Origin of the sequence: Pseudomonas sp. zfem004, from assembly GCF_032621715.1 — a bacterium.
Lineage (GTDB): Bacteria > Pseudomonadota > Gammaproteobacteria > Pseudomonadales > Pseudomonadaceae > Aquipseudomonas > Aquipseudomonas sichuanensis.
Map to the genome: position 1 here is coordinate 57,738 of NZ_JAVYJF010000017.1, position 15,301 is coordinate 73,038.

General features: G+C 65.4%; 12 protein-coding genes. 2 read left to right on the forward strand and 10 right to left on the reverse strand.

All coding sequences use genetic code 11. The annotated features are described in order from the left end of the window. Nucleotides 1-147: 147 nt before the first annotated feature. The 8 genes from RTH46_RS18595 to RTH46_RS18630 all read right to left on the reverse strand — a co-directional run bounded on the left by RTH46_RS18595 (nt 148) and on the right by RTH46_RS18630 (nt 10,308). The gene (locus tag RTH46_RS18595) at nt 148-2,541 is read right to left on the reverse strand and encodes an efflux RND transporter permease subunit (RefSeq protein ID WP_153788631.1); all 2,394 of its coding nucleotides are present in this window, start codon (nt 2,539-2,541) and stop codon (nt 148-150) included. Beyond that, nucleotides 2,538-3,569 carry a WD40/YVTN/BNR-like repeat-containing protein gene (locus tag RTH46_RS18600; protein ID WP_153788630.1) on the reverse strand — a complete coding sequence of 344 codons (1,032 nt, stop codon included), beginning with the start codon at nt 3,567-3,569 and terminating at the stop codon, nt 2,538-2,540. Before RTH46_RS18600 ends, RTH46_RS18595 begins: the two co-directional genes overlap by 4 nt. A 234-nt stretch (nt 3,570-3,803) precedes the next feature. Further along, nucleotides 3,804-6,461, reverse strand: coding sequence for an aminopeptidase N (gene pepN, locus RTH46_RS18605; protein ID WP_316906321.1), 2,658 nt, complete (start codon nt 6,459-6,461; stop codon nt 3,804-3,806). Nucleotides 6,462-6,473: 12 nt separating this feature from the next. Then, the gene (locus RTH46_RS18610; protein ID WP_153788628.1) at nt 6,474-7,304 is read right to left on the reverse strand and encodes a DUF2797 domain-containing protein; all 831 of its coding nucleotides are present in this window, start codon (nt 7,302-7,304) and stop codon (nt 6,474-6,476) included. Next, nucleotides 7,301-7,561, reverse strand: a complete 261-nt coding sequence (locus tag RTH46_RS18615) for a YeaC family protein (RefSeq protein ID WP_110995859.1) — start codon at nt 7,559-7,561, stop codon at nt 7,301-7,303. Before RTH46_RS18615 ends, RTH46_RS18610 begins: the two co-directional genes overlap by 4 nt. 13 nt (nt 7,562-7,574) lie before the next feature. Beyond that, on the reverse strand, nt 7,575-8,450 hold the full coding sequence (locus RTH46_RS18620) for a rhomboid family intramembrane serine protease (RefSeq protein WP_153788627.1): 876 nt from the start codon (nt 8,448-8,450) through the stop codon (nt 7,575-7,577). Further along, nucleotides 8,447-9,418 carry a metallophosphoesterase gene (locus RTH46_RS18625; protein WP_153788626.1) on the reverse strand — a complete coding sequence of 324 codons (972 nt, stop codon included), beginning with the start codon at nt 9,416-9,418 and terminating at the stop codon, nt 8,447-8,449. The genes RTH46_RS18620 and RTH46_RS18625 overlap by 4 nt, the downstream gene beginning before the upstream one ends. After that, nucleotides 9,418-10,308, reverse strand: coding sequence for an NAD(+) kinase (locus RTH46_RS18630; RefSeq protein WP_110995856.1), 891 nt, complete (start codon nt 10,306-10,308; stop codon nt 9,418-9,420). The genes RTH46_RS18625 and RTH46_RS18630 overlap by 1 nt, the downstream gene beginning before the upstream one ends. 44 nt (nt 10,309-10,352) lie before the next feature. On the opposite strand from RTH46_RS18630, the gene RTH46_RS18635 reads away from it, so the two are divergent. After that, nucleotides 10,353-11,345: a DUF1853 family protein gene (locus RTH46_RS18635; protein WP_316906322.1), complete on the forward strand. Its 993-nt coding sequence runs from the start codon at nt 10,353-10,355 to the stop codon at nt 11,343-11,345. Between the two features lie 222 nt (nt 11,346-11,567). Further along, nucleotides 11,568-12,113: a cytochrome b gene (locus tag RTH46_RS18640; protein WP_316906323.1), complete on the forward strand. Its 546-nt coding sequence runs from the start codon at nt 11,568-11,570 to the stop codon at nt 12,111-12,113. Here the strand turns inward: RTH46_RS18640 and RTH46_RS18645 are convergent. Together RTH46_RS18645 and RTH46_RS18650 are read right to left on the reverse strand one after the other, a co-directional pair. Further along, complete coding sequence (locus tag RTH46_RS18645; RefSeq protein WP_316906324.1) at nt 12,104-12,997, reverse strand: 1-aminocyclopropane-1-carboxylate deaminase/D-cysteine desulfhydrase; 894 nt, start codon at nt 12,995-12,997, stop codon at nt 12,104-12,106. The two genes, RTH46_RS18640 and RTH46_RS18645, sit on opposite strands and share 10 nt — an antisense overlap. Before the next feature lie 97 nt (nt 12,998-13,094). Beyond that, complete coding sequence (locus tag RTH46_RS18650; protein WP_316906325.1) at nt 13,095-15,131, reverse strand: NADPH-dependent 2,4-dienoyl-CoA reductase; 2,037 nt, start codon at nt 15,129-15,131, stop codon at nt 13,095-13,097. Nucleotides 15,132-15,301 lie beyond the last annotated feature (170 nt).

Consider the following 15,301-nt stretch of genomic DNA (forward strand, 5'->3'; position numbering starts at 1 on the left):
GCGGCCATTATATCCTCTGGAGCCACTGCACAGGCTGTCGACTTGCCCACCGTGGGAGCGGGCTTGCCCCGCGATGACGTCGGCCTGGGCATCATCTACGCCTGGTCGACCGCCATCGCGGGACAAGCCCGCTCCCACGCTCATTCGTCAGTGGGCGAAGATCGACCCGCCCTCCTTGCCCGCCAGCTTCTCCGGCTTGATCAGGAACCGCGCCAGCGCCGGCAGCAGCCACAGTGCGCCGAACATGTTCCACAACAGCATGAAGGTCAGCATCAGGCCCATGTCGGCCTGGAACTTGATGGCCGAGAAGATCCAGGTGCATACGCCGATGGCCAGGCACAGGCCAGTGAACAGCACCGCCTTGCCGGTGGAGCGCAGCGTCTGGTAGTAGGCCTCCTGCAGTGGCAGGCCTGCGCGCAGGAAGCTCTCCAGCCGGCTGTAGATGTAGATGCCGTAATCCACGCCGATCCCCACACCCAGCGCCACCACCGGCAGCGTGGCAACCTTCACGCCGATGCCCATGAACGCCATCAGCGCGTTGCCCAGCACCGAGGTGAGCACCAGCGGCAGCACGATGCACAGGGTGGCGGCAAAGGAGCGGAAGGTGATCATGCACATCACCGCCACGCACAGGTAGACCAGGATCAGGATGGTCAGCTCGGCCGACTTGATCACTTCGTTGGTCGCGGCCTCGATCCCGGCGTTACCCGCCGCCAGGAGGAACTGCAGGCCGTCCTTGTTGTGGCTGTCGGCAAAGGCCTTGGCCGCGGCGGTGACCCGCTCCAGGGTTTCGGCCTTGTGGTCGTTGAGGAACACCAGCACCGGTGCCAGCGAGCAATCGCCGTTGTACAGGCCGTCGGCACGGGCGATGGAGTTGTTGAGGATGCCCGGGTTGCGCGACAGGGTCTCCCACTTCAGGCTGCCTTCGTTCATGCCCTTGATGACCTGTTTGGACACGGTCACCAGGGAGATGGTCGATTGCACGCCCGGGGTGTTGTCCATGGTCCACATCAGTTCGTCGATGGGCGCCATGGTCGAGTGGATCGAGCAGCTCTCGGCCGGGGTCTTGACCATGATCACCAGCACGTCGGAACTGGTCGAGTAGTTGCTGATGATGAAGCTGTTGTCCTGGTTGTAGCGCGAGTCGGGGCGCAGCTCCGGCGCACCCTGGTCGAGGTCGCCGATCTTCAGGTTCTGGCTGTACCAGAGGCCGCCGGCGAAGGCCAGCAGTGCCAGCACGATGGACACCGGCGCCACCTTGGGGCTTGCGAAGTTGGCCAGCAGGCGCCAGAACGGGTGCTCGCGGGTAGCGTCCTTCTTGCTGCGCTCGATGGCCTTCTGGCTGATGCCGACATAGCTGATGGCCACGGGCAGCAGGATCAGGTTGGTGAACACGATCACCGCCACGCCGATCGAGGCGCCGATGGCCAGCTCGCGAATCACCCCGATATCGATGATCAGCAGGGTGATGAAGCCCACGGCGTCGGCCAGGATGGCGATCATCCCCGGCAGGAACAGCTGGCGGAAGGTACGCCGGGCCGCGGTCAGGGCATTGTCGGCGTCACTGGACTGCAAGGCGATGCCGTTGATCTTCTGCACGCCGTGGGAGATGCCGATGGCGAAGATCAGGAACGGCACGAGCATCGAATACGGATCGAGTCCGAAGCCCACCGCATGCATCAGCCCCAGCTGCCAGACCACCGCCACCAGGGTGGTGATCAGCACTGCGATGGTGCTGCGGATGCACCAGGTGAACCAGTACAGCAGCGCCCAGGTGATCACCAGCGCGATGCCGAAGAACATCGCCACCATCAGCAGGCCGTCGATCAGGTCGCCGACCTTCTTGGCGAAGCCGACGATGTGGATCTTGACGTTGGGGTTCTGCGCCTGGAACTTGTCGCGGATCTTTTCCTCCAGCTGATGGGAGAACTGCTGGTAGTCGAGCTTGACCTGTTTGCCTGGGTCCTGGGGGTCGGGGAAGCTCTCCAGCAACGGAATGTCGACGATGCTGGACTTGAAGTTGTTGGCCACCAGGCGCCCGACCTGGCCGGACTTGAGCACGTTGTCGCGCAGGGTGTCGAGGCTGCCCTGTGAGCCGTTGTAGGTGTTGGGGATCACCTCGCCGCCGGAGAAGCCCTCTTCGGTGACTTCGCTCCAGCGCACGCTGGGGCTCCACAACGACTTGAGACCGGCGCGGTCGACGCCGGGAATGTAGAACACCTCGTCATGGATCTGGCGCAGCGTCTCCATGTAGTCCTTGTCGAAGATGTCACCGTTGACCGCCTCCACCGAGATGCGCACGGTGTTGCCGAGGTTGGCCAGGTCGTTGCGGTGCTCCATCATCTGCTCGATGAAGGGGTGCTGCAGCGGGATCATCTTTTCGAAACTGGTGGACGGGCGGATCTGCGTGGCCTGCCAGAACAGGAACAGGCTCACCAGCACGCAGATGGCGATGACCATGGGGCGGTTGTTGAAGATCAGGCGTTCCAGCAGGGTGGCCTTGTCCTTGTGCTGCATGTCGAAGCTCTCCCGGCTGGTCATGGGCGTGCCTCCTGGGTGCCGTCGGCCGATGCCAGGTGCACACCGCCCTGCCCTACCAGCAGCAGGCCGCCGCCGGCAAGGCCGCTGACCCCGGCCAGGGCGACGCGGTCGGCGCGGTTGCGCACGCTGAAGGTCTGCCCGTCGTCATGGCTGCGCAGCACACTGCCGCCGTTGCCGACCAGCACCACGCTGCCGTCCTCGAGAAGCGTAGCGCTTGCCAGGCCGAATTCGAGCGGGCCACGCTCGGCCTTGAGCTCGATCGGCTGCCAGCTGTCACCGAAATCGGTGGATCGGAACAGGTTGCCGCGCAAGCCGTAAGCCAGCAGGGTGTTGGGCTGGGCAGTACCGATCACGCCAAAGAACGAGCCCTCATAGGGGCTTTCGACTTTCGACCAGCTCTGGCCGTTGTCGCTGGAGCGGAACATGCTGCCCTGCTCGCCGACGATGAACAGGCCGGCGTCCTTCACCAGGGTGATGGCGTTGAGGTGCAATTGGTCGGGGTTGTCCAGGCGCTCGCCGACGTCTTGCCAATGCTGGCCCCCGTCGAGGGTTTCGAGCACCGCGCCATAGGCGCCGACGGCAAAACCCTGTTGCGCGTCGAGCATGCGCACATCGAGCAGCGGGGCTTCGCGGGAACGGTCTTCGAACTGCTTGCTCCAGGTCGCGCCGCCGTCGCTGCTGGCGAGGATCTGCGCGTCATGGCCAACGGCCCAGCCGCGCTTGTCATCGAGGAAGAACACGGCGGTGAGCAGTTGCCGGGTGGGTACCCGGGCCTGGGTCCAGGTCTTGCCCTGGTCGTCGGAGAACAGGATATGGCCGCGATCGCCAACCACCACCAGGCGCTTGCCTGCGTGGGTGGCACCGATCAACAGGCTCTGGCTGGCCTTGGCCGACTCGACCGAGTATTCCTCGGCGGCGACCGCCGCATCGACGCTGCCCGCCCATGCCGCCAGTGCCAGCGCCAGCATCGCGCTGGCCGCCAATGGCCAGGCGCCGTGCCGGCCCCGTGCCGTGATCCGCTCTCTCATGACTGCCCCCTGTTGTGTTCTTGTGCTGGGTCAATCTATTGCCAGGTGCCGAGGAACCCTGTTCCAGAGCCCTGGAATAGCTTTGGGGCATCCTATCGGGGTAATCCGACAGAAAACAACGAGCGGGACGTTATGTTTTGTTAACCGGCAAAAACATCGCGGGGCAAGCCCGCTCCCACGCTGTCGGTGATCGGCGTGGGAGCGGGCTTGCCCCGCGATAGAGCAGAACCAGGATTACGCCAGGCTCTTGCTCACCACTTCATACACATCACTGGACAGCGCGCCCGAAGCGAGAATCCGCTCCAGCTCACCCTTCATCAGCGCCTGACGCTTATCGTCATACTTGCGCCAGCGGGTCAGCGGCGCCAGTTGGCGCGAAGCGATCTGCGGGTTCAGGGCATTGAGTTCGATCACCAGGTCCGCCAGGAAGCGATACCCCGAACCGTCGGCGGCATGGAAGTTGACCAGGTTCTGCCCGGCAAAAGCACCCACCAACGCGCGCACCTTGTTCGGGTTCTTCAGGGTGAAGGCCGGGTGCTGCATCAGCGCCTTGACCCGCGCCAGCCCGCCCGGCAAGGCACTTGCCGCCTGCACGCTGAACCACTGGTCCATGACCAGCGGGTTGTCCTTGAAGTGCTCGGCGAAGGTTTCCAGGGCCTTGGCCCGCTCGGCCTCGAACGGCGAGTTGACCAGCACCGCCAGGGCGGTGAGGCGCTCGGTCATGTTGTCGCACTGGTCGAACTGCTCCAAGGTCGCTTCCACAACCTGCGGCTTGCCGCTCAACATCAGGTACGACAGCGCAATGTTCTGCAGGCTGCGGCGCGCGAAGTGCTCGGCAGAGGCCACATAAGGGGTCTTGCGCGACACGTCGCGGTTGACCTGGTAACGGGCCCACAGGGCGTCGAACAACTGCTCGGCGATCTGCTTGCGGGCAAACTCACGGGCGGCGTGGATGGCGTCCACATCGGCCACCTGGCTGATCTCGGTGAGGTAGGCCTCGCCCGGCAGCGAGAGCATCTCGGCGACCATGGCAGGGTCCAGCGACTCGTTGCCAACCACAGTGCCCAGTGCGGTAATCAGGCGCTGATCTAGCGTGAGCGCTTGGCCACGCTGGTGCTGGCCGATCAGCTCCTGGAGCACCTGCACCGACAACTGCTGCCCCGCTTCCCAGCGGTTGAAGCCGTCGCTGTCGTGCTGCATCAGGAACATCAGTTGGTCGCGGTCGTAGGGGAAGCTCAGCTTGACCGGTGCGCTGAAGCCACGCAGCAGCGACGGCAGCGGCTGGCTGGCAATGCCTTCGAAGGTGAAGGTCTGCTCGGCTTCGGTCACCGACAGCACGCGGCTGGTGCCGGTGGCGGCGCTTTCGCCGGCCAGGCGCAGCGGCAGATCGTTGCCTTGCGCATCCAGCAGGCCCAGTGCCACCGGGATCACGAATGGCAGCTTGTCGACCTGCCCCGGGGTCGGCGGGCAGCTCTGGCGGAAGCTCAGGCTGTAGCGCTGCGCGGCGGCATCGTAAGCCTCGCTGACGTCCAGGCGCGGGGTGCCGGCCTGGCTGTACCAGCGCTTGAACTGGCTCAAGTCGACACCGTTGGCGTCTTCCATGGCCTTGATGAAGTCGTCGGTGGTCACCGCCTGGCCGTCATGGCGCTCGAAATACAGGTCGCTGCCCTTGCGGAAACCCTCGGCCCCCAGCAGGGTGTGGACCATGCCGACTACCTCGGCGCCCTTCTCGTACACCGTCAGGGTGTAGAAGTTGGAGATCTCGATGAAGCTGTCCGGGCGGATCGGGTGGGCCATGGGGCCGGCGTCTTCGGCGAACTGGTGGGTGCGCAGGTAGGCGACGTCCTCGATGCGCTTGACCGTGCGCGAGTTCATGTCGGCGCTGAACTCGGCATCGCGGTACACCGTGAAGCCTTCCTTGAGCGACAGCTGGAACCAGTCGCGGCAGGTCACGCGGTTGCCCGACCAGTTGTGGAAGTACTCGTGGGCGACCACGCCTTCGACGCGCTGGTGGGCGGCATCGGTGGCGGTCTCGGCACGGGCCAGCACACAGCTGGAGTTGAAGATGTTCAGGCCCTTGTTTTCCATGGCGCCCATGTTGAAGTCGTTGACCGCGACGATCATGAAGATGTCCAGGTCGTATTCACGGCCGTAGACCTCTTCGTCCCAGCGCATCGACTTCTTCAGACTGACCATGGCGTGGTCGCACTTGTCGAGGTTCTCTTCCTCGACATAGATGCGCAGGGTCACGTCACGGCCGGACTGGCGGGTGAACTCACTCTCGACACACCACAGGTCACCCGCCACCAGGGCGAACAGGTACGCCGGCTTCTTGAACGGGTCTTCCCAGGTGGCCCAGTGGCGGCCGTCTTCGGCCGGCCCGCTGCCAATCGGGTTGCCATTGGACAGCAGCACCGGGTAGCGATGCTGCTCGGCGATCACCGTGGTGGTGAACACGCTCATCACGTCCGGGCGGTCGAGGTAGTAGGTGATCTTGCGGAAGCCCTCGGCCTCGCACTGGGTGCAGAACATCTTGCCGGACTTGTACAGGCCTTCCAGCGCGGTGTTGCTTTCCGGGTGGATCTTCACGCTGGTGTCGAGGGTGAAGCGCTCGGTTTTCGGCTGCAGGCTCAGGCTGCTGTCGTCGAGCTGGTAGTCGCCCGCCTGCAGTTCCTGGTCATCCAGCGAAGCGCGCAGCAGCTCGAGCTGCTGGCCGTCGAGCACCAGCGGCGGCAGGCCGGCACCGCGCTCGGGGTTGCGGCGCATGACCAGTTGCGCGTGCACCAGCGTGTGGTCCTCGAACAGCTCGAAGGTCAGGTGCGTCTCATCGATCAGGTACTCGGGGGCCTGATAGTCCTTGAGGTAGATCACTTGCGGTTGTTCGGTACGCATGGTGACGATCCTTTACTGGAGCACGGCCAGTTGATAGGCCGTGTACTTGCGAATGTTGATCACGCCGGTGTCGAAGATCAGGTACTGGCCCTTGATGCCCAGCAGCGTGCCTTCCACGACCGGGTCCTTGTCGAGGTTGAAGCTGACGATCTTTTTCGGGTAAGCCTCGACCGGGTAGCGCATCTGCACCACCTCGGCGTCGGGCAGCGGCTGGATGGCCTGCAGGCCAAAGCGCTCCTGCAGCCCACGGATACCCTCGGCGCAGGCGTCGAAAATCTGTTCGCGGATAGCCACCAGGTCGAGCACCTCGGCATCGCCCTTGAGCAATGCACGCCAGTTGGTGCGGTCCGGCACCTGGCTGCGCAGGATATCTTCGACCAGCCCGGACTGTTGCCGGGTGGCCACGCGCATGATCGGCAACGCCTGGCTGGCGCCCTGGTCGAGCCAGCGGGTGGGCAGTTGTGTGGCACGGGTGATGCCGACCTTAATGCCCGACGAGTTGGCCAGGTAGACCACGTGGTCGGTCATGCAGAACTGCTCGCCCCACGACGGCTCGCGACAAGTGCCGGCGTCGTAGTGGCAGCGTTCCGGGGCCATGATGCACACGTCGCACTGGGCCAGCTTGGTCATGCAGGGATAGCAGTAACCCTGGCTGAAGCTGGTCTTGGTGCGCTTGCCACAGTGGGTGCAGTGGATGGCGCCGAGGTACTCCAGGCGGATCGACTGGCCGATCAGCGGGTTCACCGGCACCTGGGTGTCGTCCAGGCGGAAACTGTATTGAACGACCGGTGCTTCCAGACGCACCGCCATCTTGCTCAAGGAGCCACGAGCGAGTTCGATCAATGTACCGAGTCCGACTTGAACAGGATGTTGGCAATCGGCGCGGACTTCGACGCGCACTCTTGCGGGCCCATGTAGCCGGTGCGCTGGTCTTCGGGCAGGTTCTGGATTTCCCAGGCGATCACGGCCTGCAGCGACAGTTCCTTCTGCTCGGCGGTGAGCTTGCGGCCATCGGACCATTTGCCGATTTCGACGGCCGTTTTCAGGCTTTCGTAGATTTCGGGGGTGATGTTTTCGATCATTTGCGCAAAAGTGGACATGGTGTCTCCTCAGTCAGGCCGACAGTCTACGCCGCGCGAGCCATCCACCCAAGAGCCCGGTCAGGCAACCGATGAGCAACCCGCCCACGTGCGCGGCATTGGCGATCTGGCCGAAGCCGAGTTGGCCGACCACGCCGCTCAGGCACACCAGCAGCCAGATCAGCATCATCGCCAGCACGCCCCGGGGCAGGCTGAACTGCGGGTTGGGCGCAAGCTTCTGGTACAGCCAGACATGCCCGAGCAAGCCGTACAGCACACCGGACAGGCCGCCGAACAGGCTCGGCCCGCTGGTGAAGTGCTGGGCCAGGTTGGACACCAGGCTGAACAGCAGGGTCAAGCACAGCAGCATCCACGGGCCCTGGCGCAGTTCGATGCGCTTGCCCAGCTCCCAGTACCACATACCGTTCATCGCCAGGTGCAGTACGCCGAAGTGCAGCAGCATCGGCGACACCAGCCGCCACCACTGGCCTTCGCCGAGTGCCTGCAGAAGCGGAGTGAAATACAGGTACTCGCCCTGCACCTGGAACGGCAGGAAAGTGAACCAGGCGATGGTGGTCAGGTTGTCGCCCAGGCCGGTCAGGCCGGCGACCACCAGGCTCAGGAACAACACCGTGGCGGTCACCTTGCAGGCGATGGCCTGTTCCTTCAAGGAAGGGGCAGCCGGCAGGCTGCCTTGCTCAGGCTCCGGGACGGCTTGCAGATCGGCATTGCCGTCGGGGTAGCGCGTGTACAGCTCGCGAACATCCTCGGCAATCGCCGGCGGCACCCACAGCACCTGCTCCTCGCCCTCCTCGACCACCCGGTGCGGCACCTGCAGGCGCCGCAGCAGGGCGACGAAACCGCTGAGGTCGACCGCCAGCGGCAGGCGCAGCACTTCGATCACATTCATTGATTGGCCTGTGGGCGTTCGACGTCGACCCAGACGAACTTGTGCGGGTCGATGCGGGTTTCGTCATCCAGCCGGTAGGCGGCCAGCTTGCCGTACAGCACGGCACTGTAGTCGAGGCAGGCCAGGTTGCCGCGGATCGGCGCCGGACGGCCGCTGCGCCAGTAGTGGCCGACGAACAGCAGCGGTTCGTCCTCGGTGTAGCGCAACAGGGCGTTCTTCTGGTGATGGCTGAGCGGCGCGCGCGCCACCTCGTCGGGCAACGCGTCGGGCTGGAAGACGATATCGCCGTAGGTCTGCGGGTCTTCTTCCCAGAACTTGGTGCGGAAGAAGGCGCGGGTCAGGCCATCGCCGCCGGTCAGCGTCAGGCCGTCCGGCAGGCGCATGTCGGTGCCGCGCAGCAGGCGATTGCACACGGTAGAGGCGAAGCTGCCGGACACGGCCGAAGCCTGCACGAAGTGCTCGTCGATGCAGCCGTTGTGGTACTGCTGGCGCAGCGGTTCGATCAACTGCGGGTCCCAGCAGGCGTGCACCAGGCGGAAACGCCCGGCGTCGACGAACAGCGGCAGCTCGTAGAACCACTGGATGAAGTCGTGCCAGTCGCCGGGGTGCTGGGCGAACTGGGTGAGAGTCTCGTCGATCAGCCGGGCATGCCGTGGCGTGTGCTCGCGCACGTAGGCCTTGCCACTGCCCGGCAGGGCCGGCGTAACCCAGCCCAGGGCGTTGTATTCGTGGTTGCCCATGATGCAGAAGGCCTGGCCGGCCTCGACCATGTCGTGGACGATGTGCAGCGCTTCGCGAATGCGCGGGCCGCGGTCGACGATATCGCCGAGGAACAGCGCCTGGCGCCGTGGGTGCCGCCAGACACCGCCGATGCGTTTGTAACCGAGGGCGTCGAGCAGGCGCTCGAGGGTCAGCGCACAGCCGTGCACGTCACCGATGATGTCGAAACTGCGCGCCGGATCGAGCATCAGTCGTCCCTGCCCCCCAGGCGGCTGCCCCAGCCAAGCTTGGTGCGGCAGACCTCGTAGTAGTTGTGGTCCAGCGGATGGATCAGGCGCAGCTTCTGCGGCTTCTTGCTCACCGTGATGGTGTCGCCGGGGGCGCAGGTGAAGTGGTTCTGGCCATCACAGGAGACCTGCGGGTAGATCTGCAGGTCATTGGACACCACGATCTTCAGCTCGCTGTTGCCATCCACCACGATCGGCCGGCCCGACAGGGTGTGCGGGTACATCGGCACGATGACGATGGCGTCGAGCTTGGGGTGCATGATCGGCCCGCCGGCGGACAGCGCATACGCCGTGGAACCGGTGGGTGTGGCGACGATCAGGCCGTCGGCCTTCTGGCTGCAGACGAACTGGCCGTCGATGTAGATCTCGAACTCGATCATCCGCGTCGACTTGCCCGGGTGCAACACCACGTCGTTGAGCGCATCGCCCTGGCCGATGGCCTCGTGGTGGCGGCGCACTTCGGCCTGCAGCAGGAAGCGGTTCTCCACCAGATAATGGCCGTCGAGCACCTCGGCGACTTTCTGCTCCAGCTCATCGGGGCGGATGTCGGTGAGGAAACCCAGGTTGCCGCGGTTGATGCCTAGCACCGGGATGTTGTGCCGGGCCAGGGCGCGGGCGGCACCAAGCAGGCTGCCGTCGCCACCGACCACGATGACCAGGTCGCAGACCTCGCCCAGCAGCTTGCGGGTGGAGGTTTGCAGGCCGTGGCCGGGCAGCACTTCGGCGATGGTGTCCTCGAGGATCACGTGCAGGTGGCGCTCGAGGAGGAATTTTTTCAGTCGGCGAATGGTGTCGAGCACCTGGGAGCTGCCAAGGCGTCCGATGATACCGATATTGCGAAATTGCTCCATGGTGCTCCTGCAAGGCTCTGCGGCGGGGTGACTATGCCGGGATTATGGGCGAAAGCACCGGGCAGCGGCAAACCGGCTATGCTCGCGGGATGATGCCCTTCGCCGACCTCGCCTCCCTGCCCCGCCAGTTGCGCCACCCCGCGGTGCGCGACCTGGCCTGGGTGCTGCTCTCGCCCCCGCTGCTGCTGGGCGGCCCGTGCCCGCAGCGCCATCCGCTGGCCGGCAGTGCCTGGGCCGACGAACCGACGCGCCTGGCCAACTGGCTGCACGCACTGGATCGAGATCCCTCGCTGCTGCTCGAATGGCTGGCGCGCCTGAGCAGCCGCCGACTGGGCCTGTATTACGAATACCTGTGGCAGTTCGCCCTGCGCCAGGCCCCGGGCATCGAGCTGCTGGCGGCCAACCTGGCGATCCGCGACGGCGGCCACACCTTGGGCGAGCTCGACCTGCTGCTGCGCGACCGCGACGGCGACCACCACCTGGAGCTGGCGATCAAACTCTACCTGGGGCCACCCGGCGGCGATGGTCTGGACCCGTCGCACTGGCTCGGGCCCGGCTGCCACGACCGCCTCGGCCTGAAACTGGCACACCTGGCCGGGCACCAGTTGCCGATGGCGACCCAGCCTTGCAGTCGCGCTGCCTTGCAGACATTGGGGGTTGTCGATGTGACTTCACACCTGTGGCTCGCCGGCTATTTGTTCTATCCCTGGCCCGGTCACGCCGACGCTCCGAAGGACGCCAACCCCACGCACTTGCGTGGGCGCTGGTTGCATCGACGCGACTGGGCGCGGTATCAGGCCGAAAATCCTTCGGCACGCTGGCGGCCCCTGCCCCGACATGCCTGGCTGGCGCCGGCCAGGGTGGCGGCGGATGAGGACTGGACGCAAAGCCAGTTCGCAGAGTGGCTGGCGGAGCTTGATCTGCATGCGCCGGCGCAGTTGCTGGTCAGGCTGGAGCAGAATGCGAATGGAATTTGGCTGGAGGCCGAGCGGGTATTTCTGGTGGCTGACAGTTGGCCGCAGCTGCCCAGCCCTTGAAGTTGACGGGAGCGGCCCTTTCGCGGGTAAACCCGCTCCCACAGATTCCCGCAACGCCCATGCCTCGTTTGCGCCAGTGGGAGCGGGTTTACCCGCGAAAGGGTCGCAAGCGACAACACCTATTTCACCGACCTGGCGCAACGCTTGATTCGCCACACCGATTAGAGTTGATCCTGAGCGCCAGCAAGAGCGCCAATTGCAACCTGATGACGAGGATCCACCATGGTTTCATCCACCCCTGCCGCCCATTACTCGCGGCTGTCGATCGCCCTGCACTGGCTGATGCTGGTGCTGCTGGCCGCCGTCTACGCCTTCATCGAGCTGCGTGGCCTGTTCCCCAAGGGCAGCGCCGAACGCGATGTGATGAAGGATCTGCACTTCATGCTTGGCCTGAGCGTGTTCGTGCTGGTGTGGCTGCGCCTGGCCCTGCGCCTGTCGCGCCCCACCCCGCCGATCGTGCCCAAGCCACCGGCCTGGCAGACCGGGTTGTCGCACCTGGTGCACCTGCTGCTGTACCTGATGATGATCGGCCTGCCGCTGGCCGGCTGGGCGATCCTCAGCGCCGCCGAGAAACCGATCCCCTTCTATGGCCTGGAACTGCCGGCCATCGTCGCCCCGGCCCCGGACCTGGCCAAGTTCATCAAAGGCTGGCATGAGCGCATCGGCAGCTGGGGCTACTGGTTGATCGGCCTGCACGCCCTGGCCGGGCTGTATCACCACTACGTGCGCCGCGACAACACCCTGCTGCGCATGCTGCCCTACAAGTAACCGCGTCGCCCCTGCAGGCCGCCGGTGTGGAGGAAGACCAGACGGGTGCCGGGCGCGAAGCGTCCGGCCTCGACCTGGTCGCGCAAGGCCAGCAGCGCCTTGCCGGTGTACAACGCCTCCAGCGGCATGCCGGACTGCCGCTCGGTCGCCTCGATGAATGCCAGCAGCTCGGCATCGATCCGGGCAAAGCCCCCACGGCTCGCTTCATGCAGCGTGTATCCGTGCGGGCCCGCCAGGGCCGCGACGGTTTGCGGCACGCCATGATCCAGGGGCACGGCCAGGGCGCCATGCACTGCATGCTTGCCCTGCTCCGCCAGCACCAGCCCCGCCAGGGTGGTGCCGGTGCCGGCGGCCAGCCACCAGGCGTCGTAGTCCTGCCAACCCAGCACGTCCAGTTGCGCCCGGCACTGCTCGACGATCAGCGCGCAGCCTTGGGCACCGGCGGGGCCGCCGCCGCCTTCGGGGATGCAGTGCCAGCCCGGATAACGGGCCTGCCAGGGCTGCCAGAAACCCGCCTGGTGGCGGTCTCGGTAACCTGCGAAACCCAGCCAGTGCAACTGCATGCCCAGCGCCCGAAGGTCGCGCACGGTCGGCGTGTCCTGCTCATGGCCACGCAGCAGCCCCGCAGTGGCGAAGCCGAAGCGCTTGCCGGCAGCGGCCAGGGCATGCAGGTGGTTGGAGTGGTTGCCGCCCAGGCTGATCAGGCCCGGTGATCCGGCTTGCCGGGCTTCGAGCAAGTGGTGGCGCAGCTTGAACCATTTGTTGCCGCTGATCAGTGGGTCGATCAGGTCAAGGCGCAGGACGGCGGCCTCCAGAGCGGCTTGTTGGAGCCAGGGCAGGTCGAGGCGTTGCAGGGGGGCTTGGGGGAGGTCGAACTCGGGCATGGCGCGAGTCTATCAGTTGCCTGGACAAACGCATCGCGGGGCAAGCCCGCTCCCACGATACTTCGTGGGAGCGGGCTTGCCCCGCGATTGCGATGGATCAGAGCTCGGCAGCCAACCTCGAGCCCTGGTTGATCGCACGCTTGGCATCCAGCTCGGCAGCCACGTCGGCGCCACCGATCAGATGCACCGACTGCCCCGCTGCCAACAGCCCTTCGTGCAACTCGCGCAGCGGGTCTTGCCCTGCGCAGACGACGATGTTGTCCACCGCCAGCAACTGCGGCTCGCCTTCACCGACGCGCAGGTGCAGGCCAGCATCGTCCACGCTCAAGTACTCGACGCTGTTGAGCATCTGCACCTGCTTGTTCTTCAGCCCCGTGCGGTGGATCCAGCCGGTGGTCTTGCCCAGGCCGTCACCGACCTTGGTTTTCTTGCGCTGCAGCAGGTACACCTGGCGCGCCGGGGCATGCGGCTCGGGCTTGATACCGGCCACGCCGCCACGGGCCTGCAACTGGCCGTCGATGCCCCACTCCTTCCAGAACGCCTCGCGGTCCTGGCTGGTGGCCACACCCTGGTGCACCAGGTACTCGGACACATCGAAACCGATCCCCCCGGCGCCGATCACCGCCACCCGCTCACCCACCGGCTTGCGCTCCAGCAGCACGTCCAGGTAGCTGAGCACCTTGGCGTTGTCTATGCCGGGAATGGCCGGGGTGCGCGGCGCAATGCCGGTGGCCAGGATGACCTCATCGAAACCGCCCTCGACCAGCGCCGCCACATCGACGCGGGTATTGAGTCGCAGGTCGACGCCGGTGCTCTTCACCTTGTTGCGGAAATAGCGCAGGGTCTCGAAGAACTCCTCCTTGCCCGGCACACGCTTGGCCACATTGAACTGCCCGCCGATTTCGCTGGCGGCATCGAACAGGGTCACCTGGTGCCCACGCTCGGCAGCCACGGTGGCGGCAGCCAGGCCGGCAGGGCCGGCGCCGACCACGGCGATGCGCTTGACGTTGAGCACGGGCAGGTAATTGAGTTCGGTTTCGTGGCACGCACGCGGGTTGACCAGGCAACTGGTCAGCTTGCCGCCGAAAATGTGGTCCAGGCAGGCCTGGTTGCAGCCGATGCAGGTGTTGATCTCGTCGCTGCGGCCTTGCGCGGCCTTGTTGACGAAGTCCGGGTCGGCCAGGAACGGCCGAGCCATCGACACCATGTCGGCGTCGCCTTCGGCCAGCACGGCCTCGGCCACCTCAGGGGTGTTGATGCGGTTGGTGGTGATCAGCGGAATGCTCACCGCGCCGCGCAGCTTGGCGGTGACCTTGCTGAATGCCGCGCGCGGCACTTTGGTGGCGATGGTCGGGATGCGCGCCTCGTGCCAGCCGATACCGGTGTTGATCAGGGTAGCGCCGGCCTGCTCGATGGCCTTGGCCAGCACCACGATCTCTTCCCAGTTACTGCCGCCCTCGACCAGGTCGAGCATCGACAGGCGGAAGATGATGATGAAGTTCGGCCCGACCGCCTCGCGCACCCGGCTCACGATCTCCACCGCCAGGCGCATGCGGTTCTCGTAGCTGCCGCCCCAGCGGTCGCTGCGGTGGTTGGTGTGGGCCGCCAGGAACTGGTTGATGAAGTAGCCTTCCGAACCCATGATTTCGACGCCGTCGTAGCCGGCGCGCTGGGCCAGGCTTGCACAGGTGACGAAGTCGGCGATCTGCTTCTCGATGCCCTCCTCGTCCAGCTCCTTGGGCTTGAACGGGTTGATCGGTGCCTGGATGGCACTGGGCGCCACTAGCTTGGGGCTATAGGCATAGCGGCCGGTGTGAAGGATCTGCAGGCAGATCTTGCCACCGGCTGCATGCACGGCCTCGGTGACGACCCGGTGCTTGTCGGCCTCAGTCTCGGTGTTCAGCTTGGCCGCGCCGGAATACCCCCCGCCCTCTTCGTTGGGGGCGATGCCGCCGGTGACAATCAGGCCGACGCCACCGCGGGCACGCTCGGCGAAGTAGGCCGCCATGCGTTCGAAGCCGCCTGGGCGCTCTTCGAGCCCGGTGTGCATCGAGCCCATCAGCGTACGGTTGCGCAAGGTGGTGAAGCCCAGGTCGAGTGGGGCCAGCAGGTGCGGATAGGAGGTGTTAGCCATGGATAAGCTCCACAGGTGGCGTGATCACGGGATGCGGGAACCTCGAAGGCGGGTCCCGTCGTTTGTCTGTGGCCGACATTAAACAGGCGTTTGAATGCGCTCAATGATCGAAACTGACAACTTATTGATCCTGCTGCACAGCAGGCTTACCCTAACCTCCTCTTTCCCCA